At 44.6% G+C, this 17,274-nt stretch carries 15 protein-coding genes; 9 read left to right on the top strand and 6 right to left on the bottom strand.

Annotation, left to right across the window (positions count from 1 at the left end; all coding sequences use genetic code 11):
- The first annotated feature begins 365 nt into the window (after positions 1 to 365).
- The 6 genes from MD535_RS03585 to MD535_RS03560 are packed head-to-tail and all read left to right on the top strand — an operon-like array spanning position 366 to position 7,274.
- A complete protein-coding gene (locus MD535_RS03585; RefSeq protein WP_265673586.1) occupies positions 366 to 2,597 on the top strand; it encodes an FUSC family protein in 2,232 nt (743 codons plus the stop codon).
- Positions 2,598 to 2,607: 10 nt separating this feature from the next.
- Positions 2,608 to 4,299 carry a TolC family protein gene (locus MD535_RS03580; RefSeq protein ID WP_265673552.1) on the top strand — a complete coding sequence of 564 codons (1,692 nt, stop codon included), beginning with the start codon at positions 2,608 to 2,610 and terminating at the stop codon, positions 4,297 to 4,299.
- Positions 4,299 to 4,502, top strand: coding sequence for a DUF1656 domain-containing protein (locus MD535_RS03575; RefSeq protein ID WP_265673551.1), 204 nt, complete (start codon positions 4,299 to 4,301; stop codon positions 4,500 to 4,502). The genes MD535_RS03580 and MD535_RS03575 overlap by 1 nt, the downstream gene beginning before the upstream one ends.
- Before the next feature lie 25 nt (positions 4,503 to 4,527).
- Positions 4,528 to 5,445: an HlyD family secretion protein gene (locus tag MD535_RS03570; protein ID WP_265673550.1), complete on the top strand. Its 918-nt coding sequence runs from the start codon at positions 4,528 to 4,530 to the stop codon at positions 5,443 to 5,445.
- Positions 5,446 to 5,464: 19 nt separating this feature from the next.
- Positions 5,465 to 6,157: a potassium channel family protein gene (locus tag MD535_RS03565; RefSeq protein WP_265673549.1), complete on the top strand. Its 693-nt coding sequence runs from the start codon at positions 5,465 to 5,467 to the stop codon at positions 6,155 to 6,157.
- Positions 6,150 to 7,274, top strand: a complete 1,125-nt coding sequence (locus tag MD535_RS03560) for an AI-2E family transporter (RefSeq protein WP_265673548.1) — start codon at positions 6,150 to 6,152, stop codon at positions 7,272 to 7,274. Before MD535_RS03565 ends, MD535_RS03560 begins: the two co-directional genes overlap by 8 nt.
- A gap of 178 nt (positions 7,275 to 7,452) precedes the next feature.
- Here MD535_RS03560 and trhO read toward each other — a convergent pair whose 3' ends face one another.
- The 4 genes from trhO to MD535_RS03540 form a co-directional block, all read right to left on the bottom strand.
- Entirely contained in the window at positions 7,453 to 8,433 is a 981-nt protein-coding gene (gene trhO, locus MD535_RS03555) for an oxygen-dependent tRNA uridine(34) hydroxylase TrhO (protein WP_265673547.1), read from the bottom strand.
- Between the two features lie 159 nt (positions 8,434 to 8,592).
- Complete coding sequence (locus MD535_RS03550; protein WP_265673546.1) at positions 8,593 to 9,204, bottom strand: LysE family translocator; 612 nt, start codon at positions 9,202 to 9,204, stop codon at positions 8,593 to 8,595.
- Between the two features lie 394 nt (positions 9,205 to 9,598).
- Positions 9,599 to 10,030 carry a hypothetical protein gene (locus MD535_RS03545; RefSeq protein WP_265673545.1) on the bottom strand — a complete coding sequence of 144 codons (432 nt, stop codon included), beginning with the start codon at positions 10,028 to 10,030 and terminating at the stop codon, positions 9,599 to 9,601.
- Positions 10,023 to 12,236, bottom strand: a complete 2,214-nt coding sequence (locus MD535_RS03540; RefSeq protein ID WP_265673544.1) for a LysM peptidoglycan-binding domain-containing protein — start codon at positions 12,234 to 12,236, stop codon at positions 10,023 to 10,025. Before MD535_RS03540 ends, MD535_RS03545 begins: the two co-directional genes overlap by 8 nt.
- A gap of 466 nt (positions 12,237 to 12,702) precedes the next feature.
- On the opposite strand from MD535_RS03540, the gene MD535_RS03535 reads away from it, so the two are divergent.
- Together MD535_RS03535 and MD535_RS03530 are read left to right on the top strand one after the other, a co-directional pair.
- Entirely contained in the window at positions 12,703 to 14,367 is a 1,665-nt protein-coding gene (locus MD535_RS03535; protein ID WP_265673543.1) for a DUF1800 domain-containing protein, read from the top strand.
- Positions 14,364 to 15,674: a DUF1501 domain-containing protein gene (locus MD535_RS03530; RefSeq protein WP_265673542.1), complete on the top strand. Its 1,311-nt coding sequence runs from the start codon at positions 14,364 to 14,366 to the stop codon at positions 15,672 to 15,674. The genes MD535_RS03535 and MD535_RS03530 overlap by 4 nt, the downstream gene beginning before the upstream one ends.
- A gap of 123 nt (positions 15,675 to 15,797) precedes the next feature.
- On the opposite strand, the gene MD535_RS03525 is transcribed toward MD535_RS03530, so the two are convergent.
- Positions 15,798 to 16,199, bottom strand: coding sequence for a DUF1801 domain-containing protein (locus tag MD535_RS03525; RefSeq protein ID WP_265673541.1), 402 nt, complete (start codon positions 16,197 to 16,199; stop codon positions 15,798 to 15,800).
- Between the two features lie 59 nt (positions 16,200 to 16,258).
- Between MD535_RS03525 and MD535_RS03520 the strand changes: the two genes are divergently transcribed.
- A complete protein-coding gene (locus MD535_RS03520) occupies positions 16,259 to 16,669 on the top strand; it encodes a BLUF domain-containing protein (RefSeq protein ID WP_265673585.1) in 411 nt (136 codons plus the stop codon).
- Between the two features lie 121 nt (positions 16,670 to 16,790).
- On the opposite strand, the gene MD535_RS03515 is transcribed toward MD535_RS03520, so the two are convergent.
- Complete coding sequence (locus MD535_RS03515) at positions 16,791 to 17,165, bottom strand: DUF805 domain-containing protein (protein WP_265673540.1); 375 nt, start codon at positions 17,163 to 17,165, stop codon at positions 16,791 to 16,793.
- Positions 17,166 to 17,274 lie beyond the last annotated feature (109 nt).

Below are 17,274 nucleotides of genomic sequence, written 5' to 3'. Positions count from 1 at the left end.
TTCCTACCTTCCCTTGTCCTTATTACCTTCCTTAGCCCTTATCATCACCTTTATACCAATCCACATTAGCATCGCGCCTAAAACACCAAAAATGATAATTAATACAATAATTTTCAAACACCTAGTGAAATAGTGTCTATACTTTCTGTTATTAGAAACAGCAGAATTTTTGCTTTAGAAATAAACAGAAGATAGACGGCTAGCCACACTAAATGAGGCACTATCTACAAGCAGTACTAGCCTTCCAATCCGGCTTGTACTGCTATCAGGGATAACCCTGCGCTCAAAGGCAATACCGCTTTCAAGGGCTAATCCTGCTATTAAGGACAATACTGCTATTAAGGACAATACTGTTATCAAGGATGATGAACAACAAAACTCTTTTTGCGCTTAAAGTCGCAGTCAGCCTAACGCTGGCTTACCTCATCCCCTTCGCACTGGGTTGGCCGCAAGCCTCTACAGCCGCAACGACGGTCATGCTGATTGCGTGTACGGGTGGACAGCGCGAATCGTTAGAAAAAGGGACCCTACGTGTTTTAGGTACTATTGTCGGAGCCGTCATCGGGCTGCTGTTAGTTGGGCTGTTTGCACAAGATCGCTTGCTGTATATGTTCTGCGTCTCTATCGTGGTCGCATTGATTTTTTACCTTCGCAACGCCTACCAAAAAGATCCGACATTATTCATGCTAACGGGTGTTATGACACTCATGATGTCTAATGGCGGCGATGCCAACGGGGCATTTCTTTATGGCGTCGACCGTGCTCACATGACCATTTTTGGCGTGGTGATTTATACGCTCGTTGGCACCTATTTGTTTCCCTATAAAGTCGAACAGAACCTTCAAGCGTTAACTCAGGATGTCCTGCAGGCACAACGTCAACTATTTACCTCCGTTATCACGCTCCTTCGCGAGCATAATCAAGCGCACCGCACAAACGAAACTGCCGTTCATACGTTAGAAAATAAAGGCATCAATGACAACGAACTCGATGGCGATACCGCAGACTTAGCCGCTGTTAAGAAAAAAATTGATGTACAAGTGACCGCGCTCTTCAACGCCCAAAATATACTGGAGCAACGGTTTTCCAGCGCCAGCAAAGAAAGCAGTGACGTCGCCGCTTACCTCACAGAATGGCAACTCACCCTCCATTACACCAAAAAAATCACGCAGTTATTGATCACGGTCTCTCATGGCTACTTTCACCATGGCAACACACAAGCGCTATTAAAGGACTACGATTCATTCGTAGAAACTATCGACTCACTTTTCCAGCGCTGCCAGGATGTATGGGGAGAAACTGGGGCAACCTATCGCGCTACGGAAACTCAGATCCAATTAAATGAGAAACAACTCGATGCAGCGGCTCATCTCGATAAAGCGACAACACTTACTTTGGTTTACGCCATGAACCAGCTTCAACGCCAGCTGTCTCGCCTAGCTGAAACCATCAGCTGTATTGACTCCATCACCAAACGAGTATCCTTTAAAGAAAGGCTTCAACCCGCTCCGAGTACCTTTGTGTGGTGGGATTGTGAAAACTTTAAGACAGCCATCAAAGTCTTTATTACTTACTGGCTATCAAGCGTCATTTGGATTTTTTTCAATCCTCCAGGTGGTTACAGCTTCGTCATTTTTTCGACCATTTTCATGTCGCTACTGTCGTTTATGCCGGTACACCCTAAACTGCTTGCCGTGCTCTTCACCTTTGGGTTTATTTTCTCTGTCCCCGCTTACGTTTTCGTTCTCCCACAATTAGAGCTGGGTATTGAATTAGCGCTATTTCTGTTTATCTATACCTTTATTGGCTTTTACTTATTCAAGGGCCCTATCACAATATTTTTTATGCTGGGGCTATTTACCTTGGGCATCAATAACACGATGACGTATCACTTTGGCATCATCATGACGATTATGATGCTGTTTTACTTGGTCGTAATGATGATCGTGTTCTCTCACTACTTTCCGTTCTCATCTAAAGCCGAACACCTGTTTCTCACAGTGCGAGAGCGGCTGTTTCGCCATCAACTGCAGCTTGTTACCCGCCTGCAATCCCCTTCCCCTTCTTGGTTGGACAGGCTGGCGATTCCTCTTCACGCCAAAACCATGAATATTTCTGCCAAGAAACAAGCTCTGTGGGCGAGTAAAATCGACGTCAGTTACTTTTCAAAAAACACCACATCGTCGCTGATTGGTTACACCAAAGCTTGCCAAACCTTGGTCGATCACACTAACAACCTATTATTAGCTCAAGCGGCACTGAAAAATAACCCACTTATCGCTAAGTTGAGGACAGAAAGTCAGGACACGGTTATCCCTAGACTCATTCAATTACATGCGAATCATGCTGATACACCGTACGAACATAGCCAAGAGAGGGCGCGAGTCTTCTCGTCACTTAATGATGAATACGACAAAGCGGAATCAGCTATTGAGTCGTTTTTTCAAAGCTTAAACTTAGACGATTACAGCCAAAATGATATTGCTCGTTTCTATATATTTCTCAATTTAAAGCGCAATATTTTTGAAACACTAATACAAGTGGACCACGCCAGTCAGGCATTGGCATTCGACAACCTCAAACAGCATCGATTTTAAGGATGGGACGATGAATTTACCTAATCTTCGCTCCTGTAGCGTGGCTATAACGACAATATTACTATCAGCCTGTACCACAGTCGGGCCCGATTTCCAGCAACAACATGAATCGGTCGTTTTGCCAAGCCAGTGGGAGCAAGAGCAAGCCCGTACAGACAGTCAGGCAATGGCACTTTGGTGGCAACAATTTAACGACCCTATACTCAATACTCTGGTTACTCGAGCCTCTCAGCAAAACCTCGATGTCGAAGCCGCGGGTCTACGCATTTTGCAAGCCCGCTCCGTACTCGGTATTGCAGACGGGTTTCGCTACCCTCAAGTCCAAACTGCCTCAGGAAATCTGGCTTTCGCCTACCAAAACGACCAATCATTTACCAACGCCGCACTCACATTCGATGCTGGCTGGGAAATGGATGTCTGGGGAAAATACGCGCGAGGAATTGAATCGGCGCAAGCGGGTTATTACGCTTCCGTCGCCTCCTATAACGATATACTGGTGACCATTACATCGGAAGTCGCCCGTAATTATATCAACTATCGAACATTCCAAGAACGCATTCTATTATCGCAGCGCAACATTGAAATCCAGCAACGTGTGGTCAATATTACTCGGGTTCAATTTGAATCTGGGAATGTCACCGAACTCGACGTTCAACAGGCTCAAAACCAACTTTTCACCACAATGGCCGCACTTCCTAGTCTAAAAATTGCGATGCTACAGGCTAAGAATGCGCTCGCTGTGTTGCTCGGCACCTTACCTGAACAAATAGAACCCATGCTGCACAATCAGATAGAAGACACCATTACTCGCGGTGAACAACAATTTCAGTCCACCGGGAAAAAAGTCTCGGCACGTGAAAGTGATGCCCTCTCTATAGTTCCCAAAGCACCGTCTCTTGATCTAAGCATTGATGCCAGTTTGGTGTTAAGACGACCTGATTTACAAGTGGCTGAACGACAAGCACACGCTCAGAGTGCTCAAATTGGTGTCGCGGAATCGGCACTTTACCCGAGCTTTTCGCTATTTGGCTCTATTGGCGTTAATAGCACAACACCAACAGGAAGCAGCTTTAGTTTTAGCGACTCTCTGATGCTGGTGGCCGGCCCAACCTTTAGCTGGAATATTTTCCAGTACGGCCGAATTAAAAATAATGTCCGCTTTGAAGATGCGCGCTTCCAAGAAACCCTGACCAACTACAATAAAAAAGTGCTACAAGCGGTGCAAGAAGTCACCAATGCACTTGATGCGTATCAGTTGTACCAAGAGCAACAAGGGTTACGTTTACAATCTGTCGACGCATCGATCCGTGCCTTTAATATTTCGATGACGCAATATGAAAATGGTCAAATTTCCTTTGAACGTTTACTTAGCTCACTAGAAAAAATGACTCGCAGCGAAGACAGCTACGCGCAAATCAAAGGTAACGTCGCCAATCAAGTGGTTGCCCTCTACAAATCCTTAGGCGGCGGCTGGCAAGTGAATTCGGGGAAAGCCTTCATCTCCAACGATCTCATTGAAACCATGAATCAACGCTCTGATTGGGGGGGGACGTTATCAAAAGAATCGGTGATGCTACCTTCAAACACACAATCCGTAGAGTCAGTAAACAACACCAATACAGCGGATAATGCTGGGACAGCCTCCGCTCCAAAAGAGATATCTCCTCAGCCTTCTGCGACTAAACCCAAGGAGCAACCCTAATGCCTCACGAGCTTGCATGGGGGGACATTTACTTCTCCCCACTATTAGTGGTTATCCTGTTGGCACTCGTGGCAACGTGGGTAACCGTCATCGTATTGAACAAAACAAAACTGTCTCGTTTTGTCGCTTTCCCATCCCTGACATTTTTAGCATTGCTGGTGATATATGTCGTGGCGATTGATAGTTATTACTTAAGGTTTTAGGTCAAATAAGGTTCTAGGTCTAATTATGAAAAAAACAGTGATTGTAATCGTGAACCTGGTGGTCATCATTGGCGCCATTTGGATTGGCTATACCAAGTTTGAAGAGTATTTCAATAACCCTTGGACACGAGATGGTCAAGTCAGAGCCAATGTTATCAAGGTCGCCCCTCGCGTATCTGGCCCGATTATTCACGTCGCGATACGCGATAACCAATCCGTATCAAAAGGGGATCTGTTATTTGAAATTGATGACGAACCCTACAGAGTGACACTGTCACAATCCGAGGTCGCATTGCAGAAAGCCATCGTGAGTGCTAGAGGCAAAAAAATAGAATATGACCGACTACTCGACATCCGAAAGAAAGATAAAGGTGCTGTATCGCATAAAGATCTCACTCGTCGTGAGATCGCGTATGAGGAAGCTCTGCTGCACATCAAGTCATCTGAAGAAAATGTCCGCTCTGCTAAGCTTAACCTCAGTTACACCAAAGTATACGCCAGTGTTGACGGGCTCATTTCAAACTTAGATATTCGAGACGGAACCCAAGCGGTCGCCAATCAACCCCTTGTTGCGCTTATCGACCAAAACAGCTTCTGGGTATTTGGCTTTTTCCGAGAAAATCAGCTCAGCAACATTCAACCGGGCGACGAGGCAAAAGTGACACTTATGTCCCACCCAGATACCGCCATTACCGCCACTGTAGACTCTATTGGTTGGGGTATTGCTCCCACCAATGGCACGGTGGGTTACAACTTACTCCCCAACGTAAACCCTGTATTTCAATGGATTCGTTTAGCACAAAGAATACCGGTCAGAATCACCTTTAACGACCTGCCGGACGGCATTGAATTGCGATTTGGGCTGAGTGCATCCGTCATGGTGATGCAAGACACCAACAACACTGACCAAGTCGATGGTAGAAATAATCACTCGTCGAACTAAATTATCACAGGAATAAGCCATGCAAAGAAAACTCGGGCGACGGATAAAGAAGATTAACGACAGCAATAATTTTTTCTATCTTACTCTGTCTTTGATTGCGCTGTTAATTAGTGGCTCCTTGGCAGAGGTGGTTGGTGAAGGCGTCATCGACCATATATTACAAGGCTTCATTATTTGGACCTTTATTGTCTGTCTTGCGAGCCTTCGGTTTGACCGAAAATGGTTTCACTTTCTCGCGTCCCTTACGGCAGTTTGGGTTGCTGTTTTCATCTTGAAAAGCGTGCTCAATATTCAGCAAATGGATGTGGTAATGCTGGCGCTGACCTTCGCTTTTTTCTTCGCTACTTTTCAGTCAACAGCGAAGCAAGTTCTGTTTCATGGCAATGTGAATGCCAATAAAGTGATAGGGTCTATCGCTTTATTTCTGTTACTTGGGCTAATGTGGGCTATCGTTTATTTATTGATCCTTGAGTTTTCGCCTAGCGCGTTTACTGGAATGGAATCGCTAACGTGGGGAGATAATTTTTCAAACGCAGCGTATTTTAGTTTTGTCACATTAACAACGTTGGGGTATGGCGACATCAGTCCCGTCACCCCATTCGCGCAAGTTGTCGTCTATTTAGAAGCAATCACGGGCGTATTTTATATGGCTATTGTGGTATCAAGTTTAGTGAGTGCTAACATCGAGCACAGGGAAGATAAAAATGGATAAACAAATCGAGCAACGTCAAAGCAAACTCTTCATTAACAATATGGTCGAGTCCGCGATCAGAATCGGGCTATTGATTCTATTAATCAACTTTACTTACGGTATTATCAAGCCATTTATCATACCCGTTTTATGGGGTGCTATCATAGCTGTCGCATTATTACCGTTAACGAAACGGCTCGAAAAAACGTACGGCGGAAAACGTGGATTAGCCGCAACGACCGTCGCTCTCATTGGGATTGGGATACTCGTGGTTCCTTTCGCGCTCGTCTCTGGCTCCTTGTATGAAGGGGTCACCCACACCACGGAAGTGCTTCAAAGTGGTGAAATCAAAATACCGGGGCCAACGGCTAAAATCGCCGAAATCCCCGTCATTGGCGACAAGCTCTACAGTATATGGAATCTGTTTTCGACTAATTTAGAGAAAGGCATTCAACAATTCTTACCTGAGATTAAAGGGTTTTTAGGTGCGATTGCCTCAATATTAGGCGGGGCACTGACAAGCTTGGTGATGTTTATTATTTCCCTCGCGATTGCTGGTGGCTTCATGGCACACGCTGAAAAAATCTCCGGGGCACTAGAAACCGTTGCAGTCAGAGCCGTTGGGAAAAAAGCCGAGCAATGGGCCAACCTAATGGCGGCGACCATTCGCAGTGTATTACTCGGGGTTGTGGGTGTGGCGTTTATTCAGGCCGTGATCATTGGTGCTGCGATGTTTGTCTTTAAAGTGCCAGCAGCAGGTTTCCTCACGCTTACCATCCTTATTTTGTGTATTGCTCAGCTACCTGCTCTTCTTATCGTCGCCCCTGTGATCTTTTATGTCTATTCGACTGGCGATGGCACCAGTACGACGCTCTTTACTATCTGGGCCTTGGCGGGTGGATTATCGGATAACTTCCTAAAACCTATGTTGATGGGCCGTGGTGTCGACGTGCCAATGCCGGTGATTTTGATTGGTGCCATTGGGGGAATGTTATTTGCGGGCATTATCGGCTTGTTCTTAGGGGCAATCGTACTGGCGATTTGGTATGAGTTGTTTTTGTTCTGGTTAGATTACGAAGTGGCAGACGAAAGTAAACCAGAAGTCACGGAAGACTCATCCCCTCAAGAGCCTTCTTAGCCATGAGCTAACCGACTGAATGCATGCCTCATTGATAGTAAAGTGACGGGCATCGTATAATAAAAAGGGAGCAAGACCACCGTCTCGCTCCCTTTTTGTTGAGTATGACACACGCTCAATTGACTCATTAATAGGAGCTCAATTTAGCCATTAACAACGATCAATGGCTTTATTTGGCTTACTTTCCCGAGCGTTGCTGAGCTTTCATCGCGCGCTTTTGTTTTTTACGCTGCTCGATGAGTTGTGCCGCTTCCCCACCAACGTGAGTTTCGCCCCGCGCATTGGAAAGTTGAACCTGCTTCTCTCGCTCACGGAAACGCGCTTTTTGCTCGTCGCTGTGTTTATCGACACACTTGGGGCAGCTCACCCCTTTTTCAAAGTGCTCCGACGCTTGATCTTCGATGGTAATCGGTAAGCGACAGGCGTTACAGACATCATAACCACTTTTTTCTAGTTGGTGATTCACGGCAACACGTCCGTCGAACACGTAGCAGTCGCCTTCCCACATACTGTCTTGTTCAGGCACATCTTCTAAATACTTAAGAATACCGCCTTCGAGATGATAGACTTCTTCAAAGCCTTGCTCTTTCATATACGCGGTGGATTTTTCGCAACGGATCCCTCCGGTGCAGAACATCGCCACTTTCTTGTGTTTTGTGGGGTCTAGGTTATCAGCAACGTATTGAGGGAACTCCCTAAACGTTTCCGTATTTGGGTTAACGGCATTTTTGAAAGTACCAATATCCACTTCATAGTCATTGCGAGTATCCACCAGCAACACGTCTGGATCAGAAATCAGTTCATTCCAATCTTTCGGTTTTACATAGGTACCCACGACATTGAGCGGATCAATCCCTTCCACGCCCATCGTCACGATTTCTTTCTTCAGTTTCACTTTCGTGCGGTTAAACGGCTGCGTGTCACTAAACGACTCTTTATACACGACATCCTTTAATCGAGAATCTTGTTGAAACCAATGGAGCAACGCGTTGATTGATTCTCGTTTGCCTGCAACGGTGCCATTAATGCCTTCGCTCGCAAGCAATAGCGTTCCGCGAATAGCATTAGTAGTAAGGATTTCAGTGAGCGGCTGGCGAATATCTTGGTAGTCTTTAAGAGTGACAAACTTATATAGCGCACATACAACATATTGAGACATGGTTTTTCCTTCTGCGAGCTGGAACGTAAATCCAGAGCGTCGTGCCGTTATCGGCTTGTTAATGTGACGCGAAGTATAACCAAGCATTACTATGACAAAAACCAACCAAAAATAGGGCTATATAACAGCATTAAGAGTAGGGTTTACGTGTCCACGTCGCTAGGTGATCTCCTGCGTAATCTCCACCAGCACGGGATAGACCGATAGCACCAGTAACCCCGACATGGCGAAATTAAACCACTTGCGGCGCGTTGGGCTATTGAGAATATTTTTCAGCAGTGACCCAAACGCCAACCATAGACCGACACATGGAAAGGAAACCACAAAAAACGTTGTGGCTATCATCATGTTCTGAGCAAGGAAACTCGTACCAGCGGTGGTAAACGCAGCAATTGCCCCAGTGGCAACCACCCATGCTTTAGCGTTGAACCATTGAAATATTGCGCCTTTCATAAAGGATAAAGGCTGATTTTGATGGTCCGAATGAATGGAGGAAGAGGAGCTTGCAATCAGATAAGCGAGATACAACAAGTAAAGCACCCCAACACACTTAATTATAAAATGGAGATTGGGGAATAGCTCAAAGAGTTGTGAAAATCCGACACCCACCAGTAGCAGCATCATGGTAAAGCCAACGCAAATGCCAAAAAGCAGCGGTAAACTCTTCTTAACGCCAAAATTTACCCCCGACGTCATCACCATAATATTATTCGGTCCAGGCGTAACCGACGCTGACACCGCAAATAACGCAACCGTGAATACATAATCCATATATCGCTATCCTTGCATAATAGATACGAGCTTAGATATGACATGGGGTCGCTCAAAGATTAATCAACCAAGCTGACCTAAATGTGTGTGACTCCCAATCCTTTTACCGAGTTGCTTGATTGAAATCTATTCTAGGCAACAGCGCGTGTCACTCAAAGGGACTGGACTAACAAAACATTTGTCCCTTTCGGTACTTCTGACCGCAAGTACCTCATTCCAAACACCACTCCCCCGCACACTGAAACTCTTTTTTGGACAAAAATGCGTTGCTAAAAATCTAATATTAGCAATTCATAAATAACTTCAAGTATTGCAAAGTGAGTTTTGGAGAACTAGCGCGAGCAGTAAACTTGCGCTAGCTGGAAGACTTAACTTTATCGTAGGTAAGGAGGTATTATTGTGCTGTACCGACTTTTATAAGCTTTCCTGAAAGGAGTTTATAGCACTCATGATTATAAAACTCTGAGTCAAAAGCACTCTTGCCTGTAAAACAGATTTTATTTGAATTCACATCATAATCCATACTAAATTCCCCTTCTTGCGAGTCCACCAAAAACTCACTTGGAAAATCGGTCAAAACATTGCCTGGAGATGACATAATATTCCCACAAATAGCCCCACCTCCGCAGGAATAGGTAAAGACATAATCATGCTTGTTAAAGTTGGGACCTGAGTGGTACTGGTTTTTTAAGCTAGTCTTGAATACATCGCTATAATTTTCATTATTGACAAAATCACAAATATCATCTCCTATTGTTACGGCTTTGGCATAAGGAGTTAAATTAACAAGTAAAATCATAAGTGGTAAAACATATTTTCTAATCATGGTAAGCACTATCTTTCTTTGCTGTAATTAAAGTTTCTTTCATTGTATTAGGTGTTAAATGAGCCTTATTTAACCCATCCCCTGAGTAGTAGGACTCTCCACCTTTCGCGATTCTATCACTGCTTATTTTTCTTCCTTTTTCAACCCCTGCAGATGCAAACTCTTTTGCCCATGCGTAGGTAGCATCTTCAACACTACCCGAGCCTTCAAGGTATGCGATAATCTGAGGCCTCTTCTTTTTTATTAGAAACTCATTAAAAATACGATCTTGAATTTTCTTGTCAAATACATCTTTTTTATTAATTGATAAGTACTCAACTGCCTCATTTAGAGTTGAGGGGATTATCTGGAAACGGCCAACCGCAAACATACTTCTTTCTTTTTGCTTGGCGATCACCTCAGAAACAGTAAACGTCGTTAGCTTAGTTTCAAAAAAGGCTTTCAGTCCTCCTTTTGTTCTGTTGTATGCGGAGTAGTCATTTTTGGACTCAACCGAACCTAAAACTTCTCCAAAAGAACTGTCTGCCCAATTAGTTACCTTGTCTTCTTTAAGCATCCATTGAAGTACGACAGCCTCATCCAAAGCTAGAATTTCGTTCTGACCAACCCTCCCATCAATATTACCAAATTGATAAGTCGTATACGTGTTATGTGAAGGTTCATAAGTCTTTTGAAATCGCTTAATTGCATTCTCGGTGGCTGGTCCAAAATCTCCGTCGGCCCCCGCAGGACCTAAATCGAAACCCAATTCAATCAATGCCTCTTGAACGATTTTGACTTCAAGGCCTTTACTTCCATTACTAAGGGCCTCTCCATCACCAAAAGCCAATAACTCCAAGTTGTCCGATATTGATAACGGCTCTGAACGCAAAATGAGTTGTTTAACTTTAATCACAGGTGTGTTCTTATCAGCGCCCGAATCACCAATAATAGGATGCACATGACAGTGGGATTTACTGCTGACTTCACACTGAATATTGGAATGAGCAAACACTATTTTTGACGTTGTCACGTCTTCAACAGGCAAAGGAGAACGAACGGAAGATTGACCACTCGATTCTTTAGGTAATGTCACTTTAAGCTTATCACCAAGTAATAACGCAGAAGGGTCGGCATCATAGTGCGGGTTCATCCCTAATAGGGACTTAGGCGAGAGATTATATAACGCAGCAATACTACTCCATGTTTCACGTTGATTCATCTTAGAGTCAAGTTGACAGGTATGATACTCAGGTTCAAATTGTGTCATTTGGTCAACTTCAATGATAATTTCATCACCGACATTCACTCTGTCTGGAGAGACCTTGTACCTAGGGTTTAAAGTCAGTAATTCTTCGAGTGTTATTCCCTGTCTGTGCGCGACTTTAGACAGGCTATCCCCACTCTTAATGATGTAAATGACTTTACCATCCTGCTCTTTCTCTTTTTCTAAAATCGGTGCTGTTCGAGTGGAAAACACCGTATCCATATCAAGAAGACAAGCGTATTCATCGAGCCACTTCGCCGTAATATCACCCAAAAGTAGGTCTGGTGAGAGTTTCTCTTTTTTATACAAAAGGTGTTGCCTGGCAATCACTTGATTATCGATTTTATAAGGCAGCAAAATCGTAGATTGTAGTTTGGGTACGATGATTTCATCGCTGAGCCCATCTTTAGTGGACTCTGTGACATTGAAACCCCACTTGTTATTACCCGCGATTTTGTACTCATGGGTAAGTTCATCATCAATAAAGTGGTAGAAATACCCCTCTGTAGGCCAACCTAGACGCTCCCCAACTTGAACGGAAGGCTTAACTGGTATAAAGACATCACGATAAACGGCACTGCCTTTTTTGACAGGAAGGACATTGTCATAGCTCAACGCTGTTTTCTTAGAGCCCACAAACTGATAGAGCAGAGTCTTAGGCTCATTAACCAATATTGGAGTACTCAATATGGTGCTGATGTTATCTGAACCTCTTGATTTAACCCAAGAATTAAGGGGGTTCTTTTCTTTGTTCGTTTCAGCTACAACAAACGAATCAATACTGAATGCTTTTACTTCATCGAGTGAACAAGCTAACGCCACATTGTATTCTAAGGTAACTTCTTGAGGGTCACCCGTTGGCGTTGGGTTATGAGCGATGTTGGTTTGTGTTTTCTCTTTAAATGTATCTTCAGGTGCCATTAGTGGCATTGAATCTACGGGTTTACTTTGATATCTCATTAACTCGGCCAATACAGGTAAATATCGGCCAATGATAGCTAAATATTGACCGTGTTTGTGTTGGTTTACCTATGCAAGATAACTAAATTCAATTTAATTTGAGGTGTGTACTCTCTCCATTTAGATTCGGATAATTTCTTTTAAGGCAAACGCAGATTAACAAGATGCGAATGAGTAAAAGGTCTGCCTTACAATGGGGCAAAAGCGAGCAAAACAATCACGGTGTGACTTTGTGATCACCAAGAAATTCTGTACACACTGTGAGTAGACTCCTTGCTTCAAACGAATGACTAAGTGTTGGGCTAGCCGGGTATACGTATAGTTTATATAACGATATGGCTTGGGTAACTTTGCTACCGCCTTGGCAAATTTGAACCCGTCGCACAGTTTATACTGGGTTAGATTGCTGCAAATCATGATCTTCGTTAGTGTGCGGCGACATCATCTACAGAATAAGGTTTCTGAGTTGTCTTCTGTTTTAAAGCGCTGTGCCTTCAAATTGACTGCATGCTTCCTTGGCCTTTCACTGCTTTCAGCATGTGGCGGAGAAGGCGATAGTGATTCGGGCAATGTTCCCCCCGAGCCGATCCCCCTGACAAAAAATCAGCGTTATGACTTTCTCTATCGGTCAACATTTGGTCCTAAACCGGACTCCTATCAAGAACTCGCAACGTTAGGCTATGTCACTTGGCTCAATCAGCAGTTTTCTATGGCGCCAAGCTTGCACTTAACACGTCTTAACGAATACCCCCTAGAAGGCGCTGGCGACAGTTACAACCAATCGGATCGTGCGGCCGTGTGGTGGGATCTTAGCCTGAATGCCCCAGATCAACTCAGACAGCGAGTCGCATTTGCATTAAGTGAAATATTCGTAATTTCACGATATGGCGCTAGCTTAAATGGCCGAGCCCTAGAGATGACTGACTACTACGACATGCTTATCACTCATGCTTTTGGCAATTATCGTGATTTGATCGAATCAGTCACGCGTCATGCCGCGATGGGTGATTACTTGTCAATGATGGCGAACCAAAAGGCGGCGCCAGAGAGTAATCGCTACCCTGATGAAAACTATGCACGTGAAGTCATGCAGTTGTTTAGTATTGGGCTTTATGAACTCAACCCAGATGGCACCGAAAAACTTGATAGCCTAGGGCAGCGGATCCCAACCTACTCGCAAGACGACATTGAAAACCTTGCACGCGTGTTTACCGGTTGGCACATCGCCGAGAAAAACCAACCGAATTGGGGATCCAAAGACGGAAATTGGTTCTTACCTATGGTGGCGTATCCTGAGCGTCATGACGATGAAGAAAAAGTAGTGATGGGCGAGGTATTTGCACAAGGGCAAACCGCCGAACAGGATATGGCACAAGCCATGGATATGTTGCTGAATCACTCGAACACCGCTCCGTTGATCAGTAAGCATCTTATCCAAAGGTTGGTCACGTCGAATCCTTCGCCCGCTTATGTTGCAAGGGTTAGTGCACTATTTGCCGATAATGGTCAGGGAGTGAGAGGGGATCTTAAAGCGGTGATCCGCGGGGTTCTCACTGATAGCGAGGCACTGAGCGGCGGTGATCGTTCGCCTGTTAAGATGAAAGAGCCATTAATAGCGATGACCAATTTTTTCCGCGCCTTAGAGGCTAAATCCGCCGATCCTTCAGGGCGCTTCCATGACTCTATTAGCACGTTTGGGTCATATGGACAGTCGCCGCTTGGATCGCCGAGCGTGTTCAATTTTTTCTCTCCAGATTACGCTCCAATTGGCGAGATTTCAGACGCCAATGACGTTGCACCAGAATTTGAGATACTCAGTTGGAACAACTTTATACTCACCAATAATCAGCTTTGGTCCGCAACTGGCCGAACCAATTATGAGGGCGAAGAGAACCCTAAGCGTATCGTCATTAATACCGCGCCTTTAGAAGCGATAGCCAATGATCACTTGGCATTGATCGATGAAATTGAAAGACGTCTGCTTTCTCAACGAATGAGTGAGCCGCTACGAGCCATCGTATTAGAAGGGTTAGACGACCTTCGCGATACGCAGCAGAGTTTAAAGGTTCGCAACGCACTTTATATTGTAGTGACCAGCCAAGAGTTTCATATAGAGGAGCTTGCCCAATGATTTCACGTCGTCAACTTTTAGCGGCGATGGCCTCGACACCACTTGTCTCGATGATGGGTACCGGCTCTGCACATGCCCTACCAAACAATGATTATAAAGCCTTAGTTTGTGTGTTTTTGTTTGGCGGGAATGATGGCTTTAACATGTTAGTGCCCAACGATAATGCCCACTATGATGAGTACGCTGCTGCTCGTCCAGATATAGCCCTCCCACAGGCCTCATTATTGCCGCTGTCGTTGAATACGGGGTCAGACCTGACATTAGGTTTACACCCATCAATGACAGGCATTCAAAACCTTTTCGACAGTGGCAAAATGATCGCCATTGCGAATAGCGGTGTGCTGATAGAGCCTTCAACGAAAGCGGGTTTGCAAGATGGAACGCATGCGATGCCGCCGTTTCTATTTTCTCACAACTCACAACAAACAGAATGGCAGCGTGGCTGGTCTGGCAGTACCACACCGTTAGGCTGGGCAGGACGCTTGATGGATGTGCTCAGTAGCGATACAGACACCATTAGCCCGACGTTTAGTCTTAACGGATATGCGCAGCTACTAAATGGCAGCGATCACAGTGCTAACCTTATTAAGGCATCATCACTGCCTAAAGTGAATGCCGTTAGTAATAGTTTGCGCCGTAAGAGCTTTGATCAGGTGATGAGTTTATCCCCGCTAACAGCGTTTGGACGAGAGTTTGATCGCGTGAAGGATGATTCAATTTCAATACGAGACCAACTCGCAACGGCGATTGAATCGGTTCCGGAAGAAGCGCATTTTCCTGATATATCGTTAAGTCATCAGCTCCATACCGTCGCGCGATTGATTAAGTCGAGCGATCAACTTGGGCATCAGAAGCAAATCTATTTTGTCGGCTTAGGTGGCTTTGACACACACGCCAATCAATTGGATACTCATACGCAATTGCTGAGCGCTTTGAGCCAGTCGCTTGCCGCGTTCAATCAATCTATGGAAGCATCAGGACTGGGCGACAAAGTGACCACAATGACCATGTCTGATTTTGGGCGACGCTTAGCGAGCAATGGCGCCGGAACTGACCATGGCTGGGCAAGCAATCACCTAGTGATGGGCGGCGCGTTAAATAGCGGACAGTTATACGGGCAGTGGCCATCGTTAATCCTTGATGGCGAAAATGACTTCAATAAAGGACGAATGATCCCGACGACTTCTGTTGAGCAAATTGGTGCGACAATTGCGAAATGGATGGGAGTAAGAACGGATGATGCGATGGGCTATATCTTTCCAAACTTAGCGAATTTCTCGGTACAAGATTTAGGGTTCTTGAAATAATTGAATCTGGATGTGCATCAGAACTGCCTGTACCACAAACCGTGCAGATGACGCTTCTGATTCGCTGGGAATAACACCACGTCTAGTACTCACAGTTCACTGCTAACTGCTAACTATTGGTGCTCAACTTGCTCCAAGTAAAGGCATGTGTTTTATTCTTTGATAGGTCATCGCCAAGGCGATACAGTGGGTAATTTCGCTTTCAGGAAACGGTTGAGTCATCGATAACACGATGGCTCTATTGCCTTGAAACTCAAGTACGTCACTATATAACTCACGAAATGTGTCGACTAATTGCGTGTTGCAGTTGAAATACAGGTAGTAGTGATTCGGCGTCTTTAACTTCCAATCCATTCTAATTGGGCTGCCCGATTGAACACGGTAACTAGGCTCGCCCCATTTCAGCGTTTCTTCCACGTCACCTAAATCTAACGCCTTCGCACACTGAAAAATGAGCGCTCTTAAATCAAGGAGTGACCGTCGAATATCACTTGGATAATCATTAAATTTGTTTATCACTTCCATCGTCTCGCTCCCCTCTCTGCTCAACAGTCAACGTTGCGTAAGTTCGCAATTTAGGCCACATCGATTATATTTATGTCAGTACACTATCAAAGAATTGTGATTCAAATGCTATAGGAGACATCCTTTCACAATCCCGTGAGCACAACAAAAAATCTCATATCACCGGACTACTGAGCCACAATCAAACCTATTTTCTGCAGTGTTTAGAAGGATCGAGAGACGCCATAAACGACACCTATCACCATATTTTAAATGACCAGCGGCACAGTAATGTCAGCATACTTTATTTCAAAGAAATCGACTGTCGCTCATTTGGGGATTGGTCTATGGGTGACATACCACAATCGCATTTAACCACGCTATTAAAGCTGCAATTTTCAGGTTCAGAACACTTTAACCCCTATAAAATGTCAGGAGAAAGCGCCTACCTCATGCTTTTAGAGCTCAAAAAAAACTTGCCGTCGGAATAATCGTCAAATCCGTTCGTTACTGTGCTGATAACGTTTATACTACCCGTCATAACTCAACAGTGGCTGCGCAGTAACTTACACAGCTCCCCATCCAACAAGCCGCTTCTAACCTAGTCACTGACTATAACTTCGCCGACAACTTAGGGTTACTCCCGTAGACATTTTCGGCGTTTTCGCTGTCTAAAACTAAGAAATACAACATAACGAAAAAACCAATAATTGGAATAAAGTAAAGCAACATCCACCAGCCAGTACGACCAGTATCATGTAAACGACGAGCGGTGACTGATAGGCTTGGTAATATAATGAATAATGTAAAAATGCCGCTTAGAATACCAATCTCTTCAGATACGCTGTACCAACCGAGCGCGTTGTCAATAATGGTCAAAATCACAGAAATTAGAACGCTAATCCCCATGAAATACCAATACTCTTTACGTCGAGCTCGACCACTAAACTCTATCGGCCGTTTTAAAACAGAAATGAACCAATTCATGTAACCTCCTAACCATAAATACTTTCATCATCGAGCGCACTTGCATAGCTCTATTAATTACGAAACCTACTGATCACGCAAACTCCGCCGTAAAACACACAGCGCGACA

It is taken from the genome of Vibrio qingdaonensis (assembly GCF_026191675.1).
In the GTDB taxonomy this organism is placed as follows: domain Bacteria; phylum Pseudomonadota; class Gammaproteobacteria; order Enterobacterales; family Vibrionaceae; genus Vibrio; species Vibrio qingdaonensis.
This window is presented reverse-complemented; position numbering and strand designations above follow the sequence as displayed.